Annotated in this window: 25 protein-coding genes; 14 read left to right on the forward strand and 11 right to left on the reverse strand. The window is 69.2% G+C overall.

All coding sequences use genetic code 11. The annotated features are described in order from the left end of the window. The first annotated feature begins 73 nt into the window (after window positions 1-73). Window positions 74-1,441: a DNA repair protein RadA gene (gene radA, locus ASF63_RS18135; RefSeq protein WP_056313333.1), complete on the forward strand. Its 1,368-nt coding sequence runs from the start codon at window positions 74-76 to the stop codon at window positions 1,439-1,441. Window positions 1,442-1,478: 37 nt separating this feature from the next. On the opposite strand, the gene ASF63_RS18140 is transcribed toward radA, so the two are convergent. The 4 genes from ASF63_RS18140 to ASF63_RS18155 all read right to left on the reverse strand — a co-directional run bounded on the left by ASF63_RS18140 (window position 1,479) and on the right by ASF63_RS18155 (window position 6,043). Then, the gene (locus ASF63_RS18140; RefSeq protein ID WP_056517489.1) at window positions 1,479-1,889 is read right to left on the reverse strand and encodes a hypothetical protein; all 411 of its coding nucleotides are present in this window, start codon (window positions 1,887-1,889) and stop codon (window positions 1,479-1,481) included. A 325-nt stretch (window positions 1,890-2,214) separates the two neighbouring features. Continuing rightward, window positions 2,215-2,880, reverse strand: coding sequence for a hypothetical protein (locus tag ASF63_RS18145; RefSeq protein ID WP_056517492.1), 666 nt, complete (start codon window positions 2,878-2,880; stop codon window positions 2,215-2,217). Window positions 2,881-2,889: 9 nt separating this feature from the next. Then, on the reverse strand, window positions 2,890-3,393 hold the full coding sequence (locus ASF63_RS18150) for an amino-acid N-acetyltransferase (RefSeq protein WP_056517495.1): 504 nt from the start codon (window positions 3,391-3,393) through the stop codon (window positions 2,890-2,892). Between the two features lie 124 nt (window positions 3,394-3,517). Continuing rightward, a complete protein-coding gene (locus tag ASF63_RS18155; RefSeq protein ID WP_056313341.1) occupies window positions 3,518-6,043 on the reverse strand; it encodes an ATP-dependent Clp protease ATP-binding subunit in 2,526 nt (841 codons plus the stop codon). A gap of 226 nt (window positions 6,044-6,269) precedes the next feature. Here ASF63_RS18155 and ASF63_RS18160 point away from each other — a divergent pair, with 226 nt between their 5' ends. From ASF63_RS18160 to ASF63_RS18170, 3 genes are read left to right on the forward strand one after another with little or no spacing between them, the layout of a single operon-like run. Next, window positions 6,270-6,890 (forward strand): hypothetical protein, encoded by a 621-nt coding sequence (locus ASF63_RS18160; RefSeq protein WP_056517498.1) that lies wholly within the window; start codon window positions 6,270-6,272, stop codon window positions 6,888-6,890. Then, window positions 6,890-7,528 carry a DUF2975 domain-containing protein gene (locus tag ASF63_RS18165; protein WP_056517501.1) on the forward strand — a complete coding sequence of 213 codons (639 nt, stop codon included), beginning with the start codon at window positions 6,890-6,892 and terminating at the stop codon, window positions 7,526-7,528. The genes ASF63_RS18160 and ASF63_RS18165 overlap by 1 nt, the downstream gene beginning before the upstream one ends. Continuing rightward, a complete protein-coding gene (locus ASF63_RS18170) occupies window positions 7,525-7,755 on the forward strand; it encodes a helix-turn-helix domain-containing protein (RefSeq protein ID WP_056517504.1) in 231 nt (76 codons plus the stop codon). Before ASF63_RS18165 ends, ASF63_RS18170 begins: the two co-directional genes overlap by 4 nt. A 22-nt stretch (window positions 7,756-7,777) precedes the next feature. Here ASF63_RS18170 and ASF63_RS18175 read toward each other — a convergent pair whose 3' ends face one another. Further along, entirely contained in the window at window positions 7,778-8,137 is a 360-nt protein-coding gene (locus tag ASF63_RS18175; RefSeq protein ID WP_056517507.1) for a YbjQ family protein, read from the reverse strand. Window positions 8,138-8,241: 104 nt separating this feature from the next. On the opposite strand from ASF63_RS18175, the gene ASF63_RS18180 reads away from it, so the two are divergent. Beyond that, complete coding sequence (locus ASF63_RS18180; RefSeq protein WP_056517511.1) at window positions 8,242-8,574, forward strand: hypothetical protein; 333 nt, start codon at window positions 8,242-8,244, stop codon at window positions 8,572-8,574. Between the two features lie 144 nt (window positions 8,575-8,718). After that, window positions 8,719-10,152 (forward strand): dicarboxylate/amino acid:cation symporter, encoded by a 1,434-nt coding sequence (locus ASF63_RS18185; RefSeq protein ID WP_082478350.1) that lies wholly within the window; start codon window positions 8,719-8,721, stop codon window positions 10,150-10,152. A gap of 102 nt (window positions 10,153-10,254) precedes the next feature. Here ASF63_RS18185 and ASF63_RS18190 read toward each other — a convergent pair whose 3' ends face one another. Further along, window positions 10,255-11,985, reverse strand: coding sequence for a cation:proton antiporter (locus ASF63_RS18190; RefSeq protein WP_056517515.1), 1,731 nt, complete (start codon window positions 11,983-11,985; stop codon window positions 10,255-10,257). Between the two features lie 81 nt (window positions 11,986-12,066). Then, a complete protein-coding gene (locus ASF63_RS18195) occupies window positions 12,067-12,351 on the reverse strand; it encodes a MerR family transcriptional regulator (protein WP_056517520.1) in 285 nt (94 codons plus the stop codon). Between the two features lie 122 nt (window positions 12,352-12,473). On the opposite strand from ASF63_RS18195, the gene ASF63_RS18200 reads away from it, so the two are divergent. The 7 genes from ASF63_RS18200 to ASF63_RS18230 all read left to right on the forward strand — a co-directional run bounded on the left by ASF63_RS18200 (window position 12,474) and on the right by ASF63_RS18230 (window position 16,857). Then, entirely contained in the window at window positions 12,474-12,896 is a 423-nt protein-coding gene (locus ASF63_RS18200; RefSeq protein ID WP_056517523.1) for an Hsp20/alpha crystallin family protein, read from the forward strand. Between the two features lie 56 nt (window positions 12,897-12,952). Beyond that, complete coding sequence (locus ASF63_RS18205) at window positions 12,953-13,189, forward strand: DUF2795 domain-containing protein (RefSeq protein WP_056517528.1); 237 nt, start codon at window positions 12,953-12,955, stop codon at window positions 13,187-13,189. 64 nt (window positions 13,190-13,253) lie between these two features. Then, window positions 13,254-14,294 carry an LLM class flavin-dependent oxidoreductase gene (locus tag ASF63_RS18210; RefSeq protein WP_157534442.1) on the forward strand — a complete coding sequence of 347 codons (1,041 nt, stop codon included), beginning with the start codon at window positions 13,254-13,256 and terminating at the stop codon, window positions 14,292-14,294. A gap of 84 nt (window positions 14,295-14,378) precedes the next feature. Further along, window positions 14,379-14,588 (forward strand): hypothetical protein, encoded by a 210-nt coding sequence (locus ASF63_RS18215; protein WP_056313719.1) that lies wholly within the window; start codon window positions 14,379-14,381, stop codon window positions 14,586-14,588. Between the two features lie 66 nt (window positions 14,589-14,654). Then, the gene (glp, locus tag ASF63_RS18220) at window positions 14,655-15,914 is read left to right on the forward strand and encodes a gephyrin-like molybdotransferase Glp (RefSeq protein WP_235560859.1); all 1,260 of its coding nucleotides are present in this window, start codon (window positions 14,655-14,657) and stop codon (window positions 15,912-15,914) included. Between the two features lie 5 nt (window positions 15,915-15,919). After that, window positions 15,920-16,576, forward strand: coding sequence for a molybdenum cofactor guanylyltransferase (locus ASF63_RS18225; RefSeq protein WP_056517720.1), 657 nt, complete (start codon window positions 15,920-15,922; stop codon window positions 16,574-16,576). Next, a complete protein-coding gene (locus ASF63_RS18230; protein WP_056517538.1) occupies window positions 16,573-16,857 on the forward strand; it encodes a DUF6457 domain-containing protein in 285 nt (94 codons plus the stop codon). Before ASF63_RS18225 ends, ASF63_RS18230 begins: the two co-directional genes overlap by 4 nt. Window positions 16,858-16,950: 93 nt before the next feature. Here ASF63_RS18230 and pheA read toward each other — a convergent pair whose 3' ends face one another. Continuing rightward, window positions 16,951-17,901: a prephenate dehydratase gene (gene pheA / locus ASF63_RS18235; protein WP_056517539.1), complete on the reverse strand. Its 951-nt coding sequence runs from the start codon at window positions 17,899-17,901 to the stop codon at window positions 16,951-16,953. A 62-nt stretch (window positions 17,902-17,963) separates the two neighbouring features. Here pheA and pgm point away from each other — a divergent pair, with 62 nt between their 5' ends. Continuing rightward, window positions 17,964-19,607, forward strand: coding sequence for a phosphoglucomutase (alpha-D-glucose-1,6-bisphosphate-dependent) (gene pgm / locus ASF63_RS18240; RefSeq protein ID WP_056517542.1), 1,644 nt, complete (start codon window positions 17,964-17,966; stop codon window positions 19,605-19,607). A 21-nt stretch (window positions 19,608-19,628) separates the two neighbouring features. Here pgm and ASF63_RS18245 read toward each other — a convergent pair whose 3' ends face one another. The 3 genes from ASF63_RS18245 to ASF63_RS18255 all read right to left on the reverse strand — a co-directional run bounded on the left by ASF63_RS18245 (window position 19,629) and on the right by ASF63_RS18255 (window position 22,638). Continuing rightward, window positions 19,629-20,729 (reverse strand): glycerate kinase, encoded by a 1,101-nt coding sequence (locus tag ASF63_RS18245; RefSeq protein ID WP_056517545.1) that lies wholly within the window; start codon window positions 20,727-20,729, stop codon window positions 19,629-19,631. Continuing rightward, window positions 20,726-21,796 carry a LacI family DNA-binding transcriptional regulator gene (locus ASF63_RS18250; RefSeq protein ID WP_082478352.1) on the reverse strand — a complete coding sequence of 357 codons (1,071 nt, stop codon included), beginning with the start codon at window positions 21,794-21,796 and terminating at the stop codon, window positions 20,726-20,728. The genes ASF63_RS18245 and ASF63_RS18250 overlap by 4 nt, the downstream gene beginning before the upstream one ends. An 83-nt stretch (window positions 21,797-21,879) precedes the next feature. Then, the gene (locus tag ASF63_RS18255) at window positions 21,880-22,638 is read right to left on the reverse strand and encodes a sugar phosphate isomerase/epimerase family protein (RefSeq protein WP_056517554.1); all 759 of its coding nucleotides are present in this window, start codon (window positions 22,636-22,638) and stop codon (window positions 21,880-21,882) included. Window positions 22,639-22,643 lie beyond the last annotated feature (5 nt).

The following is a 22,643-nucleotide window of genomic DNA, read 5'->3' on the forward strand; positions in this document are numbered from 1 at the left end:
CCCGTGGGGTGGTTCGGCCGTGAATAATGCCCGAGGCGATAGGGATGTCTGATCCCGGCGATAGCCTGGCTGCATGGCCACCCGAAAACCTGCCCCTCCCGCGTACGTCTGCACCGAATGCGGGTGGACGACGGCGAAGTGGGTGGGCCGCTGCGCCGAGTGCCAGCAGTGGGGCACGGTGCAGGAGCAGGGCGCGCAGACCGGCATCCTCAGCCGCATCACCCCGCTCGCGCCGACCGCGGCGAAGGCCGCACGGCCGATCACGCAGATCACCACCGAAGACGCTCCCCGCCGCACGAGTGGCGTGGGCGAGTTCGACCGCGTGCTGGGCGGCGGCATCGTGCCGGGGGCTGCGATCCTGCTGAGCGGGGAGCCCGGAGTCGGCAAGTCGACCCTGCTGCTCGAGGTCGCTGCTCAAGCCGCGCGCTCCGGTCGTCGCGTGCTCTATGCGAGTGCCGAAGAGTCCCCCGCCCAGGTGCGTCTGCGTGCGGAGCGCACCGGAGCACTGCACGACGAGCTCTACCTGGCGAGCGAGACCGATCTCGCGACGATCCTCGGTCACATCGACGAGGTGGCCCCGCAGCTCGTGATCGTCGACTCGGTGCAGACCGTGTCGTCATCGCTGATCGACGGCGCGGCGGGCCAGCCGAGCCAGGTGCGCGAGGTCGCGGCGACGCTGATCCGGGTCGCGAAAGACCGCGGGCTGCCCGTCATCCTCGTCGGCCACGTGACGAAAGACGGCACCGTGGCCGGCCCCCGTGTGCTCGAGCACCTCGTCGATGTGGTGTGCCACTTCGAGGGCGACCGGCAGACGTCACTGCGTTTCATCCGGGCGTTGAAGAACCGATTCGGCCCCACCGACGAGGTCGGATGCTTCGAGATGACGGGTGCGGGCATCTCCGAGGTTCCCGACCCCTCGGGCCTCTTCCTGTCTCAGGGCGAGACGGAGCCGGGCACGTGCGTCGCCATCTCGCTCGAGGGCCGCAGGGCGCTCCCGGTCGAGGTGCAGGCGCTGACGATCAACACCACCGCGCCGAATCCCCGTCGTGTGGTGCACGGACTCGACTCGTCCCGTGTGGCGATGGTGCTGGCGATCCTCGAGCGCCGGGCGCACATCAAGACGAGCAACCTCGACGTCTACGTCTCGACCGTCGGCGGCGTGCGCTTCACCGAACCCGCCGCCGACCTCGCGATCGCGATCGCCGTGGCGGGGTCGATCCAGCAGATCTCGGTGCCGCGAACGGTCGCCGCAGTCGGCGAGCTCAGCCTCGCCGGCGAGATCCGGCCGGTCACGCAGTCGGCGCAGCGCAGATCGGAGGCATCGCGACTCGGTTACGAGCAGGTGGTCGACGACCGTTCGAAGACCCTGCGCGCGGCACTCAACGACGTCCGCTCCCGCAACACCACCCGGCGCAGCGAAGCCGACATCCCGCCGTTCTGAATCCGCGCCGACCGCAGGGTCGCGGGCGCCACCGCGCTCAGGCGTCGAGCGCCTTGAGCAGCTCGTCGGGCGAGGCCTGCATCGGGTGCGGACCTGCGATATCGAGGAAGACGGTGGTGATCGGGTGCGCGGCGAGGAACTTGCGCAACCAGTCCGCGGTGTAGATCCCCACCCCTGGGGGCAGGTTCGCCGGCTTGTTCCTCGCGTCACTGAAGAGCAGAAGCGCCAGGTCACCCGACTTCGGGTCGCGGTAGGTCCACACCTCACCACTGTCGAGCGGGTTGTCGCGGGCGCCGGGCTTCACGAGCGGCACGACCGTGGTGCCGTGTCTCAGCGCCAGCGCGACTGCGGCGATGTCCTGCTTCTCGAGAGCCTGCGCGAGAGCATCCGAGCGGAAGTCCTCGGGCGCGGGCTTGTTCTTCGCGGACTTCGCCTTCTTCGATGCCATGTATCCAGCATATTCAGCCCGCGCCGATGTCTCGCCCGAACGTGAGCGAAGAAAAGGGCCCTCTCGAGTCATCCATTGGGGACTGGGGTACTCGAGAGGGCCCGCGGACCCTCGGGCGGCAGTGTCGAAGCGCTGGGGACGCTGTGTTCGACGCCACTGGGGATGGCATGCGCCGCAAGTCTGCGAGGGTCACCCCAATGGTATCCCAAAGAACGGGTGCTGTCAGCACCGAAACTGAGTGCAGGTCTGTATTCAAGACCTTTGGCCAAGGCGGACTCGACGGGCGACGCATCGAGCGACGCACACCGAGCGACGCACCGAATTCTCAGTAGAGCAGGATCTGCTTGGTGGCCGCGCCCTTGAAGCCGCCGATCTCGACGGCCACGTGATACGACGCTCCCCCGCCGGGAGCGCGCGCGCGGTTCTCCTGGGCACAGGTTTCGACGCTCGACCGCGTGCGATCCCAGGTCACCGGAACCTTGCTCGTGACGGTCGCGCCGGCGGCCAGCGTGGCGATCATGCTGCTCGGGTTCTCCTGGCAGTCGGTCGATCGCCACCACACGTCGGATCCGCTCGACACCGTGAGCACCTGGGTCGTCGACCCGACGTCGATCGCGCAGTCGGCGGCGCCGCGATTCGTCAGCGAGATCGACAGCTGCGGCAGGACTCCCGCCGGGTACGTGTCGGCATCCGTGACGGCTGCGACCTCGACGTCCTGCGCTTCGCACGCCACGATGCCCGGCGTCTCGTCGCTGGACGGCTCGGGTGCGGGCGACTCGGCAGCGGTCGGATCGGGCGTCGTCGACGTCGTGGGGGCCACGGGAGTCGATGACGCCGAGGGCGTCGGTGACGGTGTCGCATCCGTCGCGCTCGCCCACGGCCGGGCCACGAGAAGCCACACCGCTGTCACGATGAACGCGACGAAGACGATCAGTGCGACAAGGGTCACCAGTCGCCGACGACGATAGACGGCGGCGGAGTGACGGGGCATGAGTCCAGGTTAGTTGAGCCTTTTCAGCATCCTGGTGTTGCCGAGCGTGTTCGGCTTGACGTGGGCGAGGTCGAGGAACTCCTCGACACCGGCGTCACCGCTGCGCAGCAGCTGAGAGTACACGTCGGGGTCGACGACCTGCTCGCCGATGGTCGTATAGCCCCGGCGCCCGAAGAAGTCGATCTCGAACGTGAGGCAGAACAGTCGGCTGAGCCCGAGCTCGCGAGCCTGCTCCTCGAGGGCGCCCACGATCGCGCCGCCGACGCCGTGGTGCAGCCAGTCCCCGCGGACCATGAGGGTGCGCACCTCGCCGAGGTCCTCCCAGAAGACGTGCAGCGCGCCGCAGCCGATCAGCTCGTCGTCGGCCTCGGCCACCACGAACTCCTGCACGGCGCCGTAGAGCACAGCGAGATCCTTGCCGAGCAGGATGCGCTGCTCGACCATCGGCTGCAGAAGATTCCGGATGCCGATGATGTCGGCGCTGCGCGCAGGCCGGACGATGTACTCGCTCACATCGTCAAGCCTAGAACTCCTCACCTCCCCAGACCCTGAGCGAGCCCGGAATGCCGGAGTGCTGGAGCGTCCCGGACACAGAGAAGGGGCGGATGCCTCAGCATCCGCCCCTTCTCTGATCAGGTCACTCTCCGCTGGCGATGGCCAGGTCGGGGGTGCCGGGGATCGCTCCGCCGGTGTTGACGCCGACTGCGACCTGCTCGCCGCGCGGGCCGTGCTCGAAGAGGAACTCGCCGTCCTTCGAGTCGACCTTGACGTGATCGCCGGGGTTCAGCTCACCGTGCAGGATCTTCTCGGACAGACGGTCCTCGACCTCGTGCTGCATCGCGCGACGCAGCGGTCGGGCGCCGAGTGCCGGGTCGAAACCGATCTCGATGAGGCGCTCCTTGGCGGACTGCGAGAGCTCGATCGTCATATCGCGGTCGAGCAGACGCTCGCCGAGCCGCTTCGTGAACAGATCGACGATCTGCACGAGCTCGTCCTTCGACAGCTGCGGGAACACGATGATGTCGTCGACACGGTTGAGGAACTCGGGCTTGAAGTTGCGCTTGAGCTCTTCGTTGACCTTGCCCTTCATCCGCTCGTAGTTCGTCGAGTTGACGCCCTCGATCTGGAATCCGACCGGACCACCGGCGATGTCACGAGCACCGAGGTTGGTGGTCATGATGATGACGGTGTTCTTGAAGTCGATCACGCGGCCCTGACCATCGGTCAGACGACCCTCTTCGAGGATCTGCAGCAGCGAGTTGAAGATGTCCGGGTGGGCCTTCTCGATCTCGTCGAACAGCACCACGCTGAACGGCTTGCGGCGCACCTTCTCGGTGAGCTGGCCGCCCTCTTCGAATCCGACGAATCCGGGAGGGGCACCGAACAGACGCGAGACGGTGTGCTTCTCGCCGAACTCGCTCATGTCGAGCGAGATGAGAGCGGCTTCGTCGTCGAACAGGAACTCGGCGAGCGCCTTGGCGAGCTCGGTCTTTCCGACACCCGTGGGGCCGGCGAAGATGAACGAGCCCGAGGGACGCTTCGGGTCCTTGAGGCCGGCGCGCTGACGACGGATCGTCTTGGAGAGCGCCGCGATGGCCTCTTCCTGACCGATGACGCGCTGGTGCAGCGCCTTCTCCATGAAGACGAGTCGCGAGGACTCCTCCTCCGTCAGCTTGAAGACCGGGATGCCGGTGGCCTGTGCGAGCACCTCGGCGATCAGGCCCTCGTCGACGACCGCCTGGGTCGCGACGTCACCCGAACGCCACTGCTTCTCGAGGCGCAGGCGCTCGGCGAGGAGGCTCTTCTCCTCGTCGCGCAGCGATGCGGCCTTCTCGAAGTCCTGGTCTTCGGATGCCACTTCCTTCTGCTCGCGGACCTTGGCGATCTTCTCGTCGAATTCGCGCAGCTCGGGCGGGCTCGACAGGATGCTGAGGCGCAGGCGTGCGCCGGCCTCGTCGATCAGGTCGATGGCCTTGTCGGGCAGGAACCGGTCGGAGACGTAGCGGTCGGCGAGGTTCGATGCCGCGACGATCGCGCCGTCGGTGATCTGCACCTTGTGGTGCGCCTCGTACCGGTCGCGCAGCCCCTTGAGGATGTTGATCGTGTGAGGGAGGCTCGGCTCGTTCACCTGGATCGACTGGAAGCGGCGCTCGAGAGCGGCATCCTTCTCGAAGTGCTTGCGGTACTCGTCGAGCGTGGTCGCACCGATGGTCTGGAGCTCACCGCGTGCGAGCAGCGGCTTCAGGATGCTGGCCGCGTCGATCGCTCCCTCGGCGGCACCCGCACCCACGAGGGTGTGGATCTCGTCGATGAAGACGATGATGTCGCCGCGTGTGCGGATCTCTTTCGTGACCTTCTTCAGTCGCTCTTCGAAGTCACCGCGGTAGCGGGAACCGGCGATGAGCGAGCCGAGGTCGAGCGAGTAGAGCTGCTTGTCCTTGAGCGTCTCGGGCACATCGCCCTTGACGATCGCCTGGGCGAGGCCCTCGACGACGGCGGTCTTGCCGACGCCGGGCTCACCGATCAGCACGGGGTTGTTCTTGGAGCGGCGAGACAGGATCTGCATGACCCGCTCGATCTCCTTCTCGCGACCGATGACCGGGTCGAGCTTGTTGTCGCGCGCGGCCTGCGTCAGGTTGCGACCGAACTGGTCGAGCACCTGCGAGCCGCCCTGGGCGCTCGGGGTGTCGTTCGACTGCGCGCCGACGGCTGCCGGCTCGCGTCCGGGTGCACCGGACAGGAGCTGGATGACCTGCTGGCGGACCTTGTTCAGGTCGGCGCCGAGCTTGACGAGCACCTGGGCTGCGACACCCTCGCCCTCGCGGATGAGGCCGAGCAGGATGTGCTCGGTGCCGATGTAGTTGTGGCCGAGCTGGAGGGCCTCGCGGAGGCTCAGCTCGAGGACCTTCTTGGCGCGCGGCGTGAACGGGATGTGCCCGGTCGGCTGCTGCTGGCCCTGGCCGATGATGTCCTGCACTTGCTCGCGCACGGCGTCGAGCGAGATGCCGAGGCTCTCGAGCGCCTTGGCTGCGACACCCTCACCCTCGTGGATGAGGCCGAGCAGGATGTGCTCTGTGCCGATGTAGTTGTGGTTGAGCATCTTCGCCTCTTCTTGGGCGAGGACGACCACTCGACGGGCTCGGTCCGTGAATCTCTCGAACATGCTGTGACTCCTTATTCGCACGTGTTGTTCGACACTGGCGAAGACGCGTGAAGCGCTTGTACATCGAGAGTAACCACCGTGCGGATCACGTATGCCCGTGTTCGCCGTCGGCATAGTGCCGTGACGGTCGGTGACGGCGCTCTCGCGGGGCCGGGGTTGACGAACATATCGACAGTCGTTATGTTAACGATTATCGGTAATAACGACTCTCGATAAGGAGTGGATCATGACCTCGACCAAGAACCGCACGATCTCCCGCGGCGACACCGGAGCGCTGATCGGATTCTGCATCGCCGGGGTCGCGATCGCCGCGTACATCACGGTGTTCTCGATCATCCGGATCGTCGAGCTCGCCCGTGGCGTGAACGTGCCGGTGCTCGCCGAGTTCATCAGCTCGAAGACCCCGGTCGACCTGCCGCTCAGCACCGGCGACAGCATCTCCGTCGGGCTCGACAGCGCCGTGATCACGGCCCCTCAGCTGCCGACGGTCGCGGCCGTGCCCGGCATCATGGGGCAGATCGCGCAGATCCTCACGATCGTCATCGTGATCGGATGCCTCATCGTGCTGGCCCGCAGCGTTCTCGCCGGCCGCGTCTTCAGCCGCCGCAACACCGCTCTCGCGTCGACCGCCGGCATCACCGGACTCGTCGGCTTCGCCGCCGTCCGCTTCTTCGACAACATGCTCGCCAATGCGACGATCGCCCACATCACCGACAACGGCGTCGAGAACGCCGTCATGAGCGTGGAACCCTTCACCTTCGTGCTCGCGGCGTTCGTCCTCGCGCTCATCGGCACGGTCTTCGTGGTCGGCGACCGCCTGCAGCGCGACACGGAGGGACTCGTCTGATGGCCACCACGACCGCGACGACACGGTCGCAGGCCGCCGATGCGATCACCGTGATCCTCTTCGGTGCGGCAGCTCTCGTGGTGACGGCGATCAGCACCGTCCTGCGCGTGCTCGGCACGTTCCGCGACCAGGGCATCGCGTGGTCGATCCCCATCGACGAGCAGCCGATCGACGCGACCGTCGGCTCGGGGGCCGCGTCGGTCCAGGGGATCGCCCAGGAGGCGATGGTGTTCGCCACCGGAGTGGACGCCGCCTCGACCGCAGCGATCATCGGCTCTCTCGTGCTGTGGGCGGTCGCTCCGCTGATCGTCATCGTGGGCGTGATGCTCGTCGCCTGGAACTTCCTCCGCGGACGCTTCTTCGTGCGGAGCAACGCCCGGGCCTTCGACGCGATCGGCTGGACGCTCGTGCTCGCCCCCATGTTCATCGTGCTGCTCGAGAAGCTGGGGCTCAACGGGGTGTCCGCCGCGGCGGGTCTCGGCTCCGGCGAGCCGGTGCATCCGATCGAGTTCTGGTCGATCGTGCCGATCTTCGCGACAGGCGTGGCGGTGGGTCTCATCGCGGCCGCATTCCGCCAGGGAATCCGGTTGCAGCGCGAGAAGGCCGTGCTCGAGGACGACACGAAGGGACTCGTATGAGCCCGGCGGAGAACGACGACGAACTCACCGGCATCCACTGTCGACTCGACGAGCTGCTCACGGAGCGCGGGATGACGCTGACCGAGCTGAGTGCGCGGGTGGGCGTCAGCATCGTCAACCTGTCGGTGCTGAAGAACGACAGAGCGCGGGCGATCAGGTACTCGACTCTGCGCGCGATCTGCGACGCCCTCGACTGCGAGGTCGGCGACCTGCTCGTGCTCGCGTAGCGTCAGGCGTCGCGAGCCGCCGTCAGGCCTGCGGCGGCACCGGCGGGTGGGGCTGCGCTACCGGCGCGAGAGGCTCGACCACCACAGCCGTGCCGTAGGCGCAGATCTCGGTGAAGTTCGCGATCGACCCTGCGTCGAAGCGCATCGCGACGATCGCGTTGCCGCCGCGCTGCTGGGCCTCGGCCCACATGCGGCCCATCACCACCTGCCGCGCCTCGTACATCACCTGGGTGAACTCGGGGATCTCCCCGCCGCCGAGCGAGCGGAACCCGGCGGTGAACCCCTGCCCGAAGTCGGTCGAGCGCACCGTCAGTCCCATGACCTCCCCCAGCACCTGAGTGATGCGATAACCCGGGATGTCGTTCGTCGTCACCATGAACATGAGGACATCGTGCCATGCCCCGGGCGCCGATACGGAGTACCAGCGCGAGACGAATCGGCACAACCCCTTCTATGCATTCGCTGTGAGCCGATAGCGTTGAGCGCATGAAGCTCAACGACCGGAACCTGCGCACCTCCTCCCGCCTCCTCATGGCGCTGCCCATCGCGGCACTCGCCTTCTCGCTCGCCGCCTGCGGCGGATCCACTCGTCCCAGCGCCGACGACGTCGCCGCCGGCCTCGACGAGTTCTTCACCTCGCAGGGCCAGGAGCTGCCCGACGGCGCCTCCGAGTGCTTCGCCGGCTACCTGGTGGACTCCGAGCTCAGCAACGAGACGCTGACGTTCCTCGCCAACGGCGAGGACAAGCAGTCCAGCGAGGCGGACAAGGCCCTGACGACGAAGATCCTGCAGGACAACATCGAGGAGTGCGCGGGCTGACCCGCACCATTCCGATCGACAGAGGATGACGGATGCTTCGGCATCCGTCATCCTTCGTCATCTCGGCCTCGGGACTCCGGCCCTGCTCATAGCGTGGACGGAAGCGCGCACACGGCGCGCATCGATTCTGGAGTCCTCGATCCAATGAGCACCACCGTCCGCGCCACGAAGGCGCCAGACACCCGCGGTCCCGTCCGGAAGCTGCTGACCTCGTTCGGCTTCCAGATCCTCGCGGCCCTCGTCCTCGGCATCGCCGCCGGTCTGATCGCCCGCCAGCTGGGCGCCACGGCAGACAGCCCCAACGGTCTCTCGGCCACGCTCGACACGATCGGCAGCTCGTACGTCACGCTGCTGCGCACCGCCGTCGTGCCGCTGATCTTCACCGCGATCGTCGCCAGCATCTCGAACCTTCGCCGCGTGCAGAACGCCGCTCGCCTCGCCGGCCAGACCCTGCTGTGGTTCGCGATCACCGCGTTCATCGCCGTCATCATCGGCATCACGCTGGGCCTCGTCATCCAGCCCGGCAACCGGGCCGGCGAGGGCCTCGAGCCCAGCGACCCGTACACGGTGGGCACGTGGTGGAACTTCCTGCTCGGACTGATCCCGCAGAACTTCCTCGGTCTCAGCGTCAGCACCAACGCCGGCGCGACCGAGGGCACCTTCTCGTCGAGCGTGAACTTCAACATCCTGCAGATCATCGTGATAGCGGTCGCCGTGGGCATCGCGGCGCTCAAGGCCGGCAAGAAGGCCGAGCCGTTCCTCGCGTTCACCGAGTCGCTGCTCAAGGTGATCCAGCGGGTGCTGTGGTGGATCATCCGCATCGCCCCGCTCGGCACCTTCGGCCTGATCGGCGCGGCGGTCGTCAAGTACGGATGGGAGAAGCTCGCCTCGCTCGGCTGGTTCGCGATCGCCGTGTACATCGGCCTCGCTCTCGTGCTGTTCGTCGTCTACCCGATCCTCGTCAAGACGAACGGACTGTCGATCAAGCAGTACTTCTCGGGTGTGTGGCCGGCCGTGCAGCTCGCGTTCGTCAGCCGCTCGTCGATCGGCACCCTGCCCCTCACCGAGCGCGTCACCGAGCGCAACCTCGGCGTGCCCCGCTCGTACGCCTCGTTCGCCGTGCCGTTCGGCGCGACGACCAAGATGGACGGCTGCGCCGCGATCTACCCGGCCATCGCCGCGATCTTCGTCGCGCAGTTCTTCGGCATCGAGCTGAACCTCGTGCAGTATCTGCTGATCGTGCTCGTCTCGGTCGTCGGCTCCGCCGCCACCGCCGGCACCACGGGCGCGACGGTCATGCTCACGCTGACGCTGTCGACCCTGGGCCTGCCGCTCGAGGGCGTCGGACTGCTGCTCGCGATCGACCCGATCCTCGACATGGGCCGCACCGCGGTCAACGTCGCGGGCCAGGCGCTCGTGCCGACCATCGTCGCCAAGCGTGAGGGCATCCTCGACGAGGAGCTCTACAACGCCCCGCGCGAAGGCCTGCCCTTCGCCGACGACTCCGACGACGACGCGCCCGAGGCGGATGCATCCGGCGCCGCGGACGCCGAGAAGGAACCGGCCGGCCGCCGCTGACCCCGCATCACCCGAGCGCCTCGCCCCTCACCGGGGCGGGGCGCTCGTGCGTGCGGCAGGTGGCTCCGCAACCGCCGCGTGCGTTCGGAACCTGTGCCGGTACTACGCGCGGCCCTGCTGGCGCGTGGCGCCACGCGTGTCGAGCGCCAGCTCCTCGGCATCCATCGCGGTCATCAGCTCGCGCATGACCTCCTCGTCGAGGTTGCCGGCGTCGCGCTCGGCCAGCAGGATGTCGCGACGCACCTGCAGCCACCCGCGCGAGAGGGCGACAAGATCGTCGTACGACGGCCGCGCCGCGGCATCCTCGACCTGCTGCGCCTCATCGGTGTCCTTCTCGACCCGGGTCATGCGCTTCGTGAAGGCGTCGAAGACGCCGAGGTCGACCTCGCCGTACTTCTGCTCCCACTCGACGCGCTTCTCGGCCAGGAACGCCTTGCCCGCCTCGCGGCTCTTCTCCTTGACGGCGGCGATCGCCCTCTCGTCGTCTTCGTCGTCGACATCGCTGGCGATGCCGAGCCCACGGATCAGCAATGGGAGCGTGAGCCCCTGCAGCAGCAGAGTCCCGACCGTGACGATGAACGCCACCACCACGATCGCGTGCGACGGTTCGGTGTCGAGAGCCGCGAGGTCGGCCGCGGCGAGCGCTGTCGCGAGCGTGACGACGCCGCGCATCCCCGCCCACGAGATGACGGCGTTGTCCTTCCAGGTCAGCTGCAGCCCGGCCATCCGGTCGCGCACGATCTTGGAGCGCAGCTCCTCGGCGCTGTAGTCCTTCCACCGTTTCGACTCACGCCGTCGCTCGTCGAAGGCGCCGGACTCGACCGTGCGATCCCAGCGCTCGAGCCGCTTGCGGTCTTGGAAGTTGGCCCATCCGTTCGCCGGGTACACGTAGAGCGGCCGCATGACGAGGACGACCAGCAGCACGGCACCCGAGAGCACCAGGATGCGCCCCACCTCCTCGCCGCCGAGGTCGCTGAGGACCCGGGGGAACTGCAAGCCGATGTAGGCGAACACGAAGCTCTCGAGCAGCAGGTCGGCCGACAGCCACAGCGGCGTCTCCTGCTGGCGGGTCGTGTAGTCGGTGCGCGGGGAGTTGTACCCGACGTAGAGCCCCATCGCCACGACGGCGAGCACACCGGATCCGAGCAGGTGCTCGGCGATCGCGTAGGCGCCGAAGGGGGCGAGCAGGCCGAAGGTGCCGATCACGACGGCGTCGTTGATGCGCATGCGCAGCTGGTGCAGCACGATGCCGAAGACGAGTCCGATCGCGACGCCGACCCCGACGGCGAGCAGGAACTGCCCGATGCCGTCGACGATGCCGACGGTGGCGCCGGCGATGATCGCCGCGAACACCCGGTACAGGGTCAGCGAGGTCGCGTCGTTGATCAGGCTCTCCCCCGAGAGCACCGTCATGATGCGCCGGGGCAGACCCAGCTTGCGACCGATCGCGGCCGCCGAGACCGCGTCGGGCGGCGCGACGATGGCGCCCAGCAGCAGCGCGCCCGGCAGAGTCAGCGACGGCAGGATCCACCACGCCACGAGCCCCACCGCGAGCGATGTGAGCAGCACGAGAGTGATGCCGAGTCGACGGATCTGCGGGAGGCTGCGTTTGAAGCCCACGAACGACACGTCGAGGGCGGCCGAGTACAGCAGCGGCGGAAGCACGAGATTCAGCAGCAGGTGGCCGTCGATCTCGACGTCGGGCACGAAAGGCAGGAAGGATGCCGCGAGCGCGACCACCGTCACGAGCAGCGGTGCCGGCCAGCCGCGCCATCGGGCGATCGCCGCCACGACGACAGCACCGACGAGCACGTAGAAGATCTCGGCATCCATGCCTTTTAAAGTACTGCCCGTCGGCCCGGGAACGGGGTCGCGGGTGCGGGGTCGCCGGTGCGCGGGTGCGGGGTCTCCGGGTCAGTCCCCGCCGTCGGCGAGTTCGTCGCGGAGCCCGGCGTTCTCGTCCTCGAGATCGAGCACGCGGCGGATGCCGACGATGTTGATCCCCTCGACGCGCAGACCCGTCACGCGGCGGATCCGTTCGAGGTCGTCGTCGCTGTACCGGCGGGTGCCGCCGTCACTGCGCGCAGGAGTGACGAGACCCTTCGCCTCGAAGAGACGCAGACTCGCCTCGGGGACGCCGCTGAGCTGGGCGGCGACGGCGATGCCATAGACCGGCATCGCCGGATCACGATCAGCCATCGGAACCTCCTTCTTGCGGCACTTGCATTCTATCGGGAGTTGTTCTATAAAAAATCTATAGCAAACGGTGCAGATAATCTGCACCACCGATGCCCACCTGGGCCACATGAAAGGAGACACTCATGGCCATGTCATTCGATCCGTTCAGTCAACTCGACCGCTTCGCCGCGAGCGTGCTGGACTCGGTCCGCGCACCGCGTCTCATGCCGGTGGACCTCTTCCGCGACGGCGACAGGTACGTCCTGCACGCCGATCTTCCCGGCATCGATCCGGGCTCCATCGACGTCGACCTCGACGGCGGACAGCTCACGATCCGTGCACAGCGCACGGCCGACGGGCGCGAAGGCGTCCGCTGGCTCGCACGCGAACGCGGAGCAGGCTCGTTCCTCCGTCAGTTCTCGCTCGGTGACGGAGTGGACCTCGACGCGATCAGCGCCTCGTACGAGAGCGGCGTGCTGTCGGTGATCATCCCGGTCAGCGAGAGGGCGAAGCCCCGCAAGATCGAGGTCGAGTCGAGCGACAACCGACAGTCGATCGCCGCCTGACAGCACGGGGCCGGGGCACACCCGGCCCCCACTTCCTCCTCTGGAAAGGACGACCCATGCACAACTCCGCTGCACTCGACCGCTTCCTGCGCGGGATGGAGTACCCGGCGACGCGCGACGACCTGTTGCGCGAAGCAGCCCGTGACGGTCTCGGCTCCGACGATCGAGCGGTGCTCGCTCGGCTTCCCGAGCAGAGCTTCAGCGCGGCCTGGCACATCCGCTACCACGTCGCACGCCACGCTCTGGCCGAGGAGTTCTCGCCGTCGGCATCCTCTTCCCTCGCCGCAGCGTGACGACCCACCGGGCACGATGAGGCGGGCGGGAATTCCCCGCCCGCCTCCGCCGTTGCATCCGGGGATGACTTCCACCGCGCTCTCCGTTCTCGACCTCGTCCCGGTTCGCACCGGGCAGACCAGTGCCGAGGCGATCTCCGCTTCCCTGTCCCTCGCGGCCACCGCCGACCGGCTCGGCTATCGCCGCTACTGGTTCGCCGAGCACCACAACATGCCCGCCGTGGCATCCACCACTCCTCCGGTGCTGATCGCCGCAGCCGCGATGCGCACGACGCAGATCCGTCTGGGCTCGGGCGGCGTCATGCTGCCCAACCACGCTCCGCTGATCGTCGCCGAGCAGTTCGCCGCGCTCGAGGCCATCGCCCCCGGCCGCATCGACCTGGGCCTGGGCCGCGCGCCCGGCAGCGACCCCGTGATCACGCAGCTGCTGCGCGGATCGGGCACGACGAGCGACGTCGAGCAGTTCCCCCGCAACGTGCAGGACATCGCGGCTCTCATCTCGGGCGAGGGCGCGACCGTGCGCTTCACGTCGGGTGGCGAGTACACCGTGCACGCGACGCCGTCGGCCACCGGCAGCCCCGAGGTGTGGCTGCTCGGATCCAGCGACTACTCCGCCCAGCTCGCCGCATCGCACGGCCTGCCGTACGTCTTCGCGAACCACTTCTCGGGGCAGGGCCTCGAGCGCGCCCTCGACCTGTACCGCACCGGCTACCAGCCGAGCGAGCAGCACCCCGAGCCGCGCACCTTCCTGACGGTCAACGTCGTGGCATCCCCCACCCAGGAAGAGGCCGAGGCCCGCGCACTCCCCCAGCTGCGCATGATGTCTCGTCTTCGCCTGAACAAGCCGCTGACCGCACTCGAGACGGTCGAAGAGGCACTGGCCGCCGAGCCGGATGCCGCGACCGACCAGGTCGTCGAGGCCGCCCACTCGCGCTGGTTCGTCGGAACGGGCGAATCCGTCGCCGAAGAGGTGCGTACGTTTGCGTCGAAGTGGGGCGTCGACGAGGTCATGCTGTCGCCCGTCGCAGGAGCCTACGAATCCGAGCCGCGCGACTCCGCCGCCGGCCGCGCCCAGACGCTGGAGCTCGTCGCCGCGGCGCTCTGATCGACCGCGCCCCGCCCCCGCGTCAAGGGCTGGTATTCCGGTGCGCCTGGGCGTAGCGTCACGAGCAACGGAAGGGGTTCGATGATGAGCACGACCAAGACCCTGGCACTCTGGGTGGCGTACGGCACGAACGGTGTCGCAGGCAGCATCCGACACGATGACGAGGGGTACACCGTCGTCATGGCGGGTTCCGATGCGGCGACGGGCACGTACCCGAATCTCGCGTCGGCGAAGGGCGCGCTGCACTCGCACATGTCGCCGGGCAGCGCCTGGCCCATGTTCCGCGAGCACTGACCCAGACGGGGAGGGCGGGGCGCAACGGTCGCGGGGTCATGCCCGCGACCGTCGTACGCTGACTGCATGCGTATCGCGCCTCCTGCTGCTCCTCCCGCCATGCGGACGGTCGATGAGCATCTCGCGACGGTGCTGGCGTCCGTGGTCGAACTCCCGCACGAGTCCGTGCTGGTCGACCATGCCCAGGGGCGAACCCTCGCCGCGCCGGTGCACGCCCGGGTGGATGCACCGCTGTTCGACAACTCCGCGATGGACGGATACGCCGTGCGCTACCCGGACGTGGCCGCGGCATCAGCTGCGCATCCGATCGCGCTGCGAGTGATCGCCGATCTGCCCGCCGGGTCGACCGTCGAACCCGAGCTCGGCGCGGGCGACGCGGCACGGATCATGACCGGTGCCCCGGTGCCCCGCACGGCCACCGCGGTGGTCCCGTTCGAGCACACCAGGGACGGCCTGCAGGGCATCGATGCCCCCGCGGTGGTCACCACCGCACCAGTCCGCGAGGGAGCCCACATCCGTCGCCGGGGTGAGGAACTGCGGGCGGATGCCGAGGTCGCCGCCGCCGGGACCGTCGTCGGCCCGCTGCAGATGACGGCCTTCGCGGTGGTCGGCGTCGACAGCATCGTCGTGAGACGACGGCCCCGCGTCGCCGTCATCTCGACGGGCAGCGAGCTCGCGCCCGCCGGCGGGACGTTCGCGCACGGCCAGATCCCCGAATCCAACTCCGTGCTCCTGTCATCGCTGTGCACGCAGGCAGGTGCCGAGGTCGTCTCGGTCGAGACGGTGACGGATGAGGATGCCACGTTCGAGGCGCTGCTCGCACGCGCGCTCGACCACGCTGACGTCGTGGTCACCTCGGGCGGGGTCAGCGCCGGCGCCCATGAGGTCGTCAAGAACGTGCTGCGCGATCGCATCGACTTCGTCGCCGTGGGCATGCAACCGGGCAGGCCGCAGGCGTTCGGACGCCTCGACGACACCCTGGTCTTCGGCCTCCCCGGCAACCCGGCCAGCGTCGCGGTGTCGTTCGAGGCGTTCGTGCGCCCCGCTCTCCTCGCTCTTCAGGGTCGCGAGCCGCTGCACCGCCCAGTGCTCCGCGTCGCTGCCACGACCGGCTGGCGCAGCCCGGCAAGGCGACGGCAGTACGTGCCCGTGACGCTCGACCGCTCGGACCCGGCCGCCTGGTCCGTGCGCCCGGCCGCCGCGGATGGGTCGTCCGGTTCGCACCTCGCCGCCGGGCTGGCGCGAGCGGACGCCTACGCGGTCGTTCCCGAGGACGTCTCGGCAGTCGCCGCGGGCGACCTGATCGACGTGATGCTGCTCTCGTGAGCACGATGCCGGAGACCCCGTCCGCAGCGATCATCCTCGCGGGCGGCCGGGCCTCTCGCCTCGGCGGCGCGGCCAAGCCGCTGCTCGACATCGACGGACGCACGCTGCTCGACAGGGCCGTGGCCGCCGTCGCCGGCTGCGCGCCGATCGTCGTGGTCGGCCCGCCTTCACCCCTGCAGGCCGACGTCGTGTGGGCACGGGAGACGCCCTCCTTCGGAGGCCCCGTGGCCGGCATCGCCGCCGCACTCGCCCTGATCGACACAGCGGAGGTCTACGTCCTCGCCGCCGACCTGCCGAACGCCGAGGCGGCCGTCGCTGTGCTGCGACAGCATCCGCCGCTCTCCCCGAACGCGAACGAGAACGAGAACGAGAACGAGAGCGTGGACGGCATCTGCCTGACCGATGCCGCGGGACGGATGCAGTGGCTGCTCGGCCGCTATCGCACCGCTTCGCTCCGCAGGGCCGTCGCCGCGCTGCCTGATTCGGGGCACGGCGCCTCTGTGCGCGCGCTGCTCGCGGGCCTCGCCCTCACGACGCTTCCGGCCGGTGACCTGGCGATGGACGTCGACACGTGGGACGATCTGGAACGTGCCCGCGCGATGATGTCGATGCCCCGCCGCGACGACGCGACCGCGAGTGCATCCGACGAGGAGACGACATGACAGACAAAACGCAGCACCTTCCGGTCGAGGCCCTCGAGGACTGGACCACCGCCGCCTGCGCGGCCCTCGAGATCGACCGCGAGTCGGTCGACATCGCGCTGCTCCTCGACCTCGCCCGCGATGTCGCGCACGGCGTCGCCCGCCCCGCCGCACCGCTCAGCGCCTATCTCGCCGGCCTTGCCGCCGGGCGTGCGGGCGGCAGTCGCGAAGACACCGCCACGGCAGCCGCGACGATCACCGGGCTCGCAGCGACCTGGAGCGCATCCGAGACGCATTCCTGAAGTTCTCATCGACGACCTCCCGGATGTGACCGAGAAAGTGGTCGCGCTCGTGCAGCGCGGGTCTGCGCTGTCCGAGCGGCCGCGCGAACCGCGTCAGTCTTCGGGCTCGCCCGAGAGGATGCCGCGCAGCCAATCGCGCGCCTCGACGAAGATGTCGTCGGCATAGCGCTCGGGGTACTGCACGATCTGCCGGTCGGCCCGCGGGTACGAACCGAGGAACACCACGCGGGGGCTGAAGCGGCGGATGCCGAGCAGGGCGTCGGCCATGCGCTCGTGCTCGATGTGCCCGTCGGCGTCGAGCACGAATCGGTAGCGGCCGAGCTCGTCGCCGATCGGACGCGACTGGATCAGCGAGAGGTTGATGCCTCGGGTCGAGAACTGCTCGAGCATCTCGAGGAGCGAACCCGGGTGATCGTTGGGCAGCTCGACGATCAGCGAGGTCTTGTCGGCGCCGGTCGGAGCCGGTGCCGTGGTGGTGCGGGTGACGAGCACGAAGCGCGTGACGGCCTGGGCGTTGTCGCCGATGTCCTCGGCCAGCACGTCGACGTCGAGGTGCTTCACGACGCCGGGGGCTGCGATGGCCGCCTGCGCAGGCAGATCGCCGTCGAGCATGCCGACCGCCGAGGCGACGTTGCTCGCCGCGGGCACGTGCGAGTGCGTCGGCAGATGCTCGCCGAGCCAGGAGTGGCACTGCGCGTAGGCGACGGGGTGCGCCGCGATGACCTGCACGTCGGCCAGCGTGGTGCCGCGGGGAGCCACGAGCACGAAGTTGACCGGCACCAGGTACTCGCCGACGATCCGCAGGCCCGGCAGTGTGGCGAGGGCATCCTGCGTGGTCGAGACGCCGCCCTCGACCGAGTTCTCGATCGCGATCATGGCGGCATCGCTGCGGCCCTCGAGCACGTCGGCGAGCGCCTCGCCGACGTTGTGCACGGCGCGCCACTCCTGTCCGCGCGCCTCGGCGACCTGTTCGAGCGCCGCTTCGGTGAACGTTCCGGCAGGGCCGAGATAGCTGTAGGTGCGGCGTTCAGTCACGCGTTTCACCTTAGGGCAACTCCGAGCGCGCAGAAGATGCGCGGATGCCGAGATGGGGGCAGACTGTCTGCATGACGAGCCGTGCCGGTCTACCAGCCGAAGAATCCGATCTGATCGATGTCGATGAACTGATCGCCGCCTATTACGACCGCGTCCCGAATCCGGAGGTCGCCGCCGAACGCGTCGCCTTCGGAACCAGCGGTCACCGCGGCTCCTCCCTCTCGAACAGCTTCAACGAGAACCACATCCTGGCCACCACCCAGGCGATCGTCGACTACCGGGCGGCCCAGGGCATCACCGGCCCGCTGTTTCTCGGCCGCGACACCCACGCCCTCTCGCTTCCGGCCGAGCGCAGCGCCATCGAGGTGCTGGTCGCGAACGGCGTCGACGTGCGGGTGGACTCGCGCGACTCGTGGGTTCCGACGCCCGCACTCAGCCACGCCATCCTGACTTTCAACCGCGACCTCGCCCCGGATGCTCCCGGCCGCGCCGACGGCATCGTCGTCACCCCGTCGCACAACCCGCCGCGCGACGGCGGCTTCAAGTACAACCCGCCGCACGGTGGACCGGCCGACACGGACGCCACGGGCTGGATCGCCGACCGCGCCAACGAGCTGATCGCCGGCGGACTGGTCGACGTGAAGCGCGAGCGTTTCGCCGACGTCGACTGGGATGCGGTTCCCGGCTACGACTTCCGTGATGCCTACGTGCGGGACCTCGCGACGATCATCGACATCGACGCGATCCGCAGCGCCGGCGTGCGCATCGGCGCCGACCCGCTGGGTGGAGCCTCGGTCGAGTACTGGGCGCTCATCAAGGAGGTCTACGACCTCGACCTCACGGTCGTGAATCCCGAGGTCGACCCGACCTGGCGCTTCATGACGCTCGACTGGGACGAGAAGATCCGCATGGATCCGTCCTCCCCCTCGGCGATGGCCTCGCTGGTCGCCAAGAAGGGCGACTACGACGTCCTGACGGGCAACGACGCGGATGCCGACCGCCACGGCATCGTCACCCCCGACGCCGGGCTGATGAACCCGAACCACTACCTCGCGGTTGCGATCGACTACCTGTTCTCGCACCGGGCCGAGTGGCCGCGCGACGCAGCGATCGGCAAGACCCTCGTGTCGTCGATGATCATCGACCGCGTCGCCGAGTCGCTCGGACGCCGCCTGCTCGAGGTGCCGGTCGGCTTCAAGTGGTTCGTTCCGGGGCTGCTCGACGGCTCCGTGGCCTTCGGAGGCGAAGAATCCGCCGGAGCGTCGTTCCTGCGCAAGGACGGCACCGTCTGGTCGACCGATAAGGACGGCATCCTGCTGTGCCTTCTCGCCGCCGAGATCATCGCCGTGACAGGCAAGACCCCGTCGGAGCGGTACGCCGAGCTCGAGCAGGCGTTCGGATCGTCGGCATACCAGCGGGTAGACGCTCCGGCGACGCCCGCGCAGAAGGCGACGCTGGGCAAGCTGGCGCCGGATGCCGTCTCGGCGACGACCCTCGCGGGCGAGGAGATCACCGCCAAGCTGTCGCACGCTCCCGGGAACGGCGCGGCGATCGGCGGCCTCAAGGTGCAGACCGAGCACGCCTGGTTCGCCGCCCGCCCTTCGGGCACGGAAGACGTCTACAAGCTGTACGCCGAGAGCCTGCGCGGCCCCGAGCACCTCGCCGAGGTGCAGGCCGAGGCCCGCGCCGTGGTGTCGGCCGCCCTCGGCGGCTGAGTCTCGCCGATGCTCGCTCGGTCAGGCCGACCGGGCGAGCAGCGCCCCGGCCTCGCGCAGCCAGCGGGCGGGTTCGGCGAGCGCGGCCTCCGACGACCCCGCGATGTCGGTCAGCGAGGCGGATGCCGCGAACAGCGCCGTGCCGGAGTCGGGCGTGATGCGTCCGGCGGCGAGCAGGGCGGTCGCCCCCGCCGCAGCCGCGAGGCCCGCGATGAACGAGGGAACCTTGCCGTCGCCGGACTGTCCGTCGTACGAGCCCTCGCCCGTGATGACGATGTCGGCGTCGGCGATCGCGTCTGCGAGTCCGATGAGCTCTGCGACTTCGGCCGCTCCCGGGGCGAGCGTCGCACCCCAGACGACCAGCGCCCCGCCCGTGCCGCCGGCAGCGCCGGTGCCGGCGAGAGCGGCGTCGAGGGCGAGCAGGTCGGCGAGGCGCGCGAGCGCGGCATCCACCTGGGTGATGTCGTCACCGACGAGGCCCTTCTGCGGGCCGAACACCGCAGCCGCACCGCGGGCGCCGACGAGCGGATTGGTCACGTCGGTGAGCACCCGCACCTCCGGGGCTCGGCGCAGACCGGTCAGGTCAACCGAGGCGATGTCGGCGAGGCCCCGGGCACCGCGCGCGACCGGGTCGCCCGCGACGTCGAGGAAGCGGGCGCCGAGCGCCGACAGCATCCCGGTGCCGCCGTCGGTCGACGCGCTCGATCCGATGCCGACGACCAGCCGCGAGACGCCGTGATCGAGGGCGGCGGCGATGGCCTGGCCGAAGCCGGTGGTGTCGGCGTTCCACGGGCGCAGCTCGTCGAGCAGCTCGATGCCCGAGGTCGAGGCCAGATCCACGACGGCGGTACCGCCGGGAGCATCGGCAACAGGAGGAAGCAGCAGCCAGCTCGTGTCGATGCGGGCACCGGCAGGGCCGTCGACGACCACCGGAACACGGCGAGCACCGGGCACCGCGGCCTCGAACGCCGCGACGGTGCCTTCCCCTCCGTCGGCCATCGGACGGTGCACGAACGTCGCGGTCGGATCGATCGACGCCCAGCCCGCGGCGAGGGATGCCGCAGCATCCGCCGCGGTGATCGTGCCCTTGAAGCTGTCGGGAGCGAGGACCACCCGGGTCATCGGTCGATGCCGGGTTCGGTGCCAGGAGTACTCGCCCGCACGGCCACCTCGAGCGGCAGTGCCGCCTGCTCCCAGTCGGCGTCGACCGTCGCGCGGAAGGCCTGGTAGCCGACCTCGCTCAGCGGCACGCGCACCGTCGTGAGCGCCGGTGTGACGTCGCTGCTCGAGGGGACATCGTCGAAGCCGCACACCGCGATGTCGGTGCCGATCTCGCGTCCTGCGTCGCGGATCGCCGACATGGCGCCGATCGCGACGACGTCGCTCATGCCGAACACGAGAGTCCCCTGCTCGACCCCGTCGGCGAGTGCGGCGCTCATGGCCTGCACACCCGACTCGCGGCGGAAGTCGCCGCGGATCACCCGGTCGATCGCGCCGCCGCCGGACTCGAAGCCGGCACGGAACCCGGCGAGACGCTCATCGGAGGTCAGCACGCCCTCGGCCGCCGCGATCGCGATGGCCGAGCGGTACCCGAGCGCCGCCATGCGCCGACCGAGCTCTTCGGCTCCGGCGCGGTTGTCGATCTCGACGTGCCGGTTCTCGGCGCTGCCCGCACCGAACGTGACGACGCGTCCGCCGAAGCGGGCGTATTCGGCCAGCTCGCGCGCGGTGTCGGAGTCGGTCGGCTCGTTCGTGCGGGAGGCGGCGAGGATGAGTCCCTGCGGCCGCTGCCCCCTGAGAGCCCGCACGATGCGCGCCTCGCGGGCCGGATCGCGCTCGGTGATCGCGATCGTGACGACGAGCCCCTGCTCGTCGGCTCCGCGGGCGACGCCGGCGGCGATCAGACCGAAGTACGGGTCGGCGATGTCGGCGACCAGCAGCGCGATCACGGGAGAGGATCCACGGGCCGTCGCCTGCGCCGACGCATTGGCCGTATAGCCCAGCTCGGCTGCCGCCTGCTCGACCTTCTCGCGGAAGGATTCGGCGACCTTGCGCTCGGATCCGTTGAGGACACGGGATGCCGTCGCGAGCGAGACACCGGCCTCACGGGCGACGTCGTGCAGGGTCGGGGCGGCGCCTCGCGCGTGACGCGGCTGACGCACGCGGGAAGGGCTTTCCGGCTGGCTCATGCCCCGAGCATACTGCGGGACGACCGCGAGAACGGGGAGCGAAGAGGCATCGCGCAGCAGCGCGTCAGAGCGGGCACCGGGCCTCAGATCGACAGGTACGAGCGGAGAGCCGCGGCCTCGCCTCGCAGCAGCGCCGGGTCGTCACCGGGGACGAACTCGAGCAGTGCATCCCTGGGCGGCCGGGAGGATGCCAGCGCCTCGGCGAAGAAGCGCGTCCACAGCGCATCCCTCGCCCGCAGCGGCAGGCGCTCCTGCGCGGGCCACCAGGAGAAGACGTGCGCGGCGGTGGTGTGCACGGCGAGGTCGCGATACTCGCCGAGCACGGCGTCGACGGTCGCAGCGACCGTCGGCTGCCAGTAGGTGCTGAGTGCCGGGCTGTTCACGTCGGCGAGCAGTCGCAGCGTGGTCGGCGCCGTGTCGGCGAGCGTGCCCGAGTGGAACTCGAGGGCCAGGCCGATGCCCCGATCCTGCGCCTCGGCCGCCGCATCGCGCAGGCGGGAGACGATGTCGGCCCAGTGCTCGTCCGACGCCTCCGACGATCCGAGGTGCCCCGCCCAGACGCGCACCCGGTCGACTCCGAGCGCCTCGGCGCTGTCGAGGACGGGCGTGAGCTCCTCATCGGCCCCTGCCCGGAAATACGACCCGTACGAGCACGACGACAGCCCGGCATCCGCCGTCTCGGTGGCCACCTGCGCGGCACGCTCGATGTCGCCGACCGGCACATGCACGTCGGCACCCCACTCGATGACCTCGAGCCCGGCTTCTGCCGCGAGCCCGACGACCTCTTCGGTCTCGAGCGAACGGAAGGTCACTGAGCAGAGCCCGGGTCGGATCTTCGTCATGGGTT

Origin of the sequence: Microbacterium sp. Leaf320 (assembly GCF_001423485.1) — a bacterium.
Taxonomy (GTDB): Bacteria; Actinomycetota; Actinomycetes; order Actinomycetales; family Microbacteriaceae; genus Microbacterium.

Excerpts from the sequence above, each read along its gene's own strand:
- ASF63_RS18185 (WP_082478350.1), top strand. The coding sequence starts at position 8,719 with ATGAGCACCACCGTCCGCGCCACGAAGGCGCCAGACACCCGCGGTCCC.
- glp (WP_235560859.1), top strand. The coding sequence starts at position 14,655 with ATGCGTATCGCGCCTCCTGCTGCTCCTCCCGCCATGCGGACGGTCGAT.
- ASF63_RS18245 (WP_056517545.1), bottom strand. The coding sequence starts at position 20,729 with ATGACCCGGGTGGTCCTCGCTCCCGACAGCTTCAAGGGCACGATCACC.
- ASF63_RS18200 (WP_056517523.1), top strand. The coding sequence starts at position 12,474 with ATGGCCATGTCATTCGATCCGTTCAGTCAACTCGACCGCTTCGCCGCG.
- radA (WP_056313333.1), top strand. The coding sequence starts at position 74 with ATGGCCACCCGAAAACCTGCCCCTCCCGCGTACGTCTGCACCGAATGC.
- ASF63_RS18225 (WP_056517720.1), top strand. The coding sequence starts at position 15,920 with ATGCCGGAGACCCCGTCCGCAGCGATCATCCTCGCGGGCGGCCGGGCC.
- ASF63_RS18180 (WP_056517511.1), top strand. The coding sequence starts at position 8,242 with ATGAAGCTCAACGACCGGAACCTGCGCACCTCCTCCCGCCTCCTCATG.
- ASF63_RS18140 (WP_056517489.1), bottom strand. The coding sequence starts at position 1,889 with ATGGCATCGAAGAAGGCGAAGTCCGCGAAGAACAAGCCCGCGCCCGAG.
- ASF63_RS18195 (WP_056517520.1), bottom strand. The coding sequence starts at position 12,351 with ATGGCTGATCGTGATCCGGCGATGCCGGTCTATGGCATCGCCGTCGCC.
- pgm (WP_056517542.1), top strand. The coding sequence starts at position 17,964 with ATGACGAGCCGTGCCGGTCTACCAGCCGAAGAATCCGATCTGATCGAT.
- ASF63_RS18155 (WP_056313341.1), bottom strand. The coding sequence starts at position 6,043 with ATGTTCGAGAGATTCACGGACCGAGCCCGTCGAGTGGTCGTCCTCGCC.
- ASF63_RS18175 (WP_056517507.1), bottom strand. The coding sequence starts at position 8,137 with ATGTTCATGGTGACGACGAACGACATCCCGGGTTATCGCATCACTCAG.
- ASF63_RS18170 (WP_056517504.1), top strand. The coding sequence starts at position 7,525 with ATGAGCCCGGCGGAGAACGACGACGAACTCACCGGCATCCACTGTCGA.
- ASF63_RS18190 (WP_056517515.1), bottom strand. The coding sequence starts at position 11,985 with ATGGATGCCGAGATCTTCTACGTGCTCGTCGGTGCTGTCGTCGTGGCG.
- ASF63_RS18205 (WP_056517528.1), top strand. The coding sequence starts at position 12,953 with ATGCACAACTCCGCTGCACTCGACCGCTTCCTGCGCGGGATGGAGTAC.
- ASF63_RS18145 (WP_056517492.1), bottom strand. The coding sequence starts at position 2,880 with ATGCCCCGTCACTCCGCCGCCGTCTATCGTCGTCGGCGACTGGTGACC.
- ASF63_RS18230 (WP_056517538.1), top strand. The coding sequence starts at position 16,573 with ATGACAGACAAAACGCAGCACCTTCCGGTCGAGGCCCTCGAGGACTGG.
- ASF63_RS18160 (WP_056517498.1), top strand. The coding sequence starts at position 6,270 with ATGACCTCGACCAAGAACCGCACGATCTCCCGCGGCGACACCGGAGCG.
- ASF63_RS18215 (WP_056313719.1), top strand. The coding sequence starts at position 14,379 with ATGAGCACGACCAAGACCCTGGCACTCTGGGTGGCGTACGGCACGAAC.
- ASF63_RS18165 (WP_056517501.1), top strand. The coding sequence starts at position 6,890 with ATGGCCACCACGACCGCGACGACACGGTCGCAGGCCGCCGATGCGATC.
- ASF63_RS18250 (WP_082478352.1), bottom strand. The coding sequence starts at position 21,796 with ATGAGCCAGCCGGAAAGCCCTTCCCGCGTGCGTCAGCCGCGTCACGCG.
- ASF63_RS18210 (WP_157534442.1), top strand. The coding sequence starts at position 13,254 with ATGACTTCCACCGCGCTCTCCGTTCTCGACCTCGTCCCGGTTCGCACC.
- ASF63_RS18255 (WP_056517554.1), bottom strand. The coding sequence starts at position 22,638 with ATGACGAAGATCCGACCCGGGCTCTGCTCAGTGACCTTCCGTTCGCTC.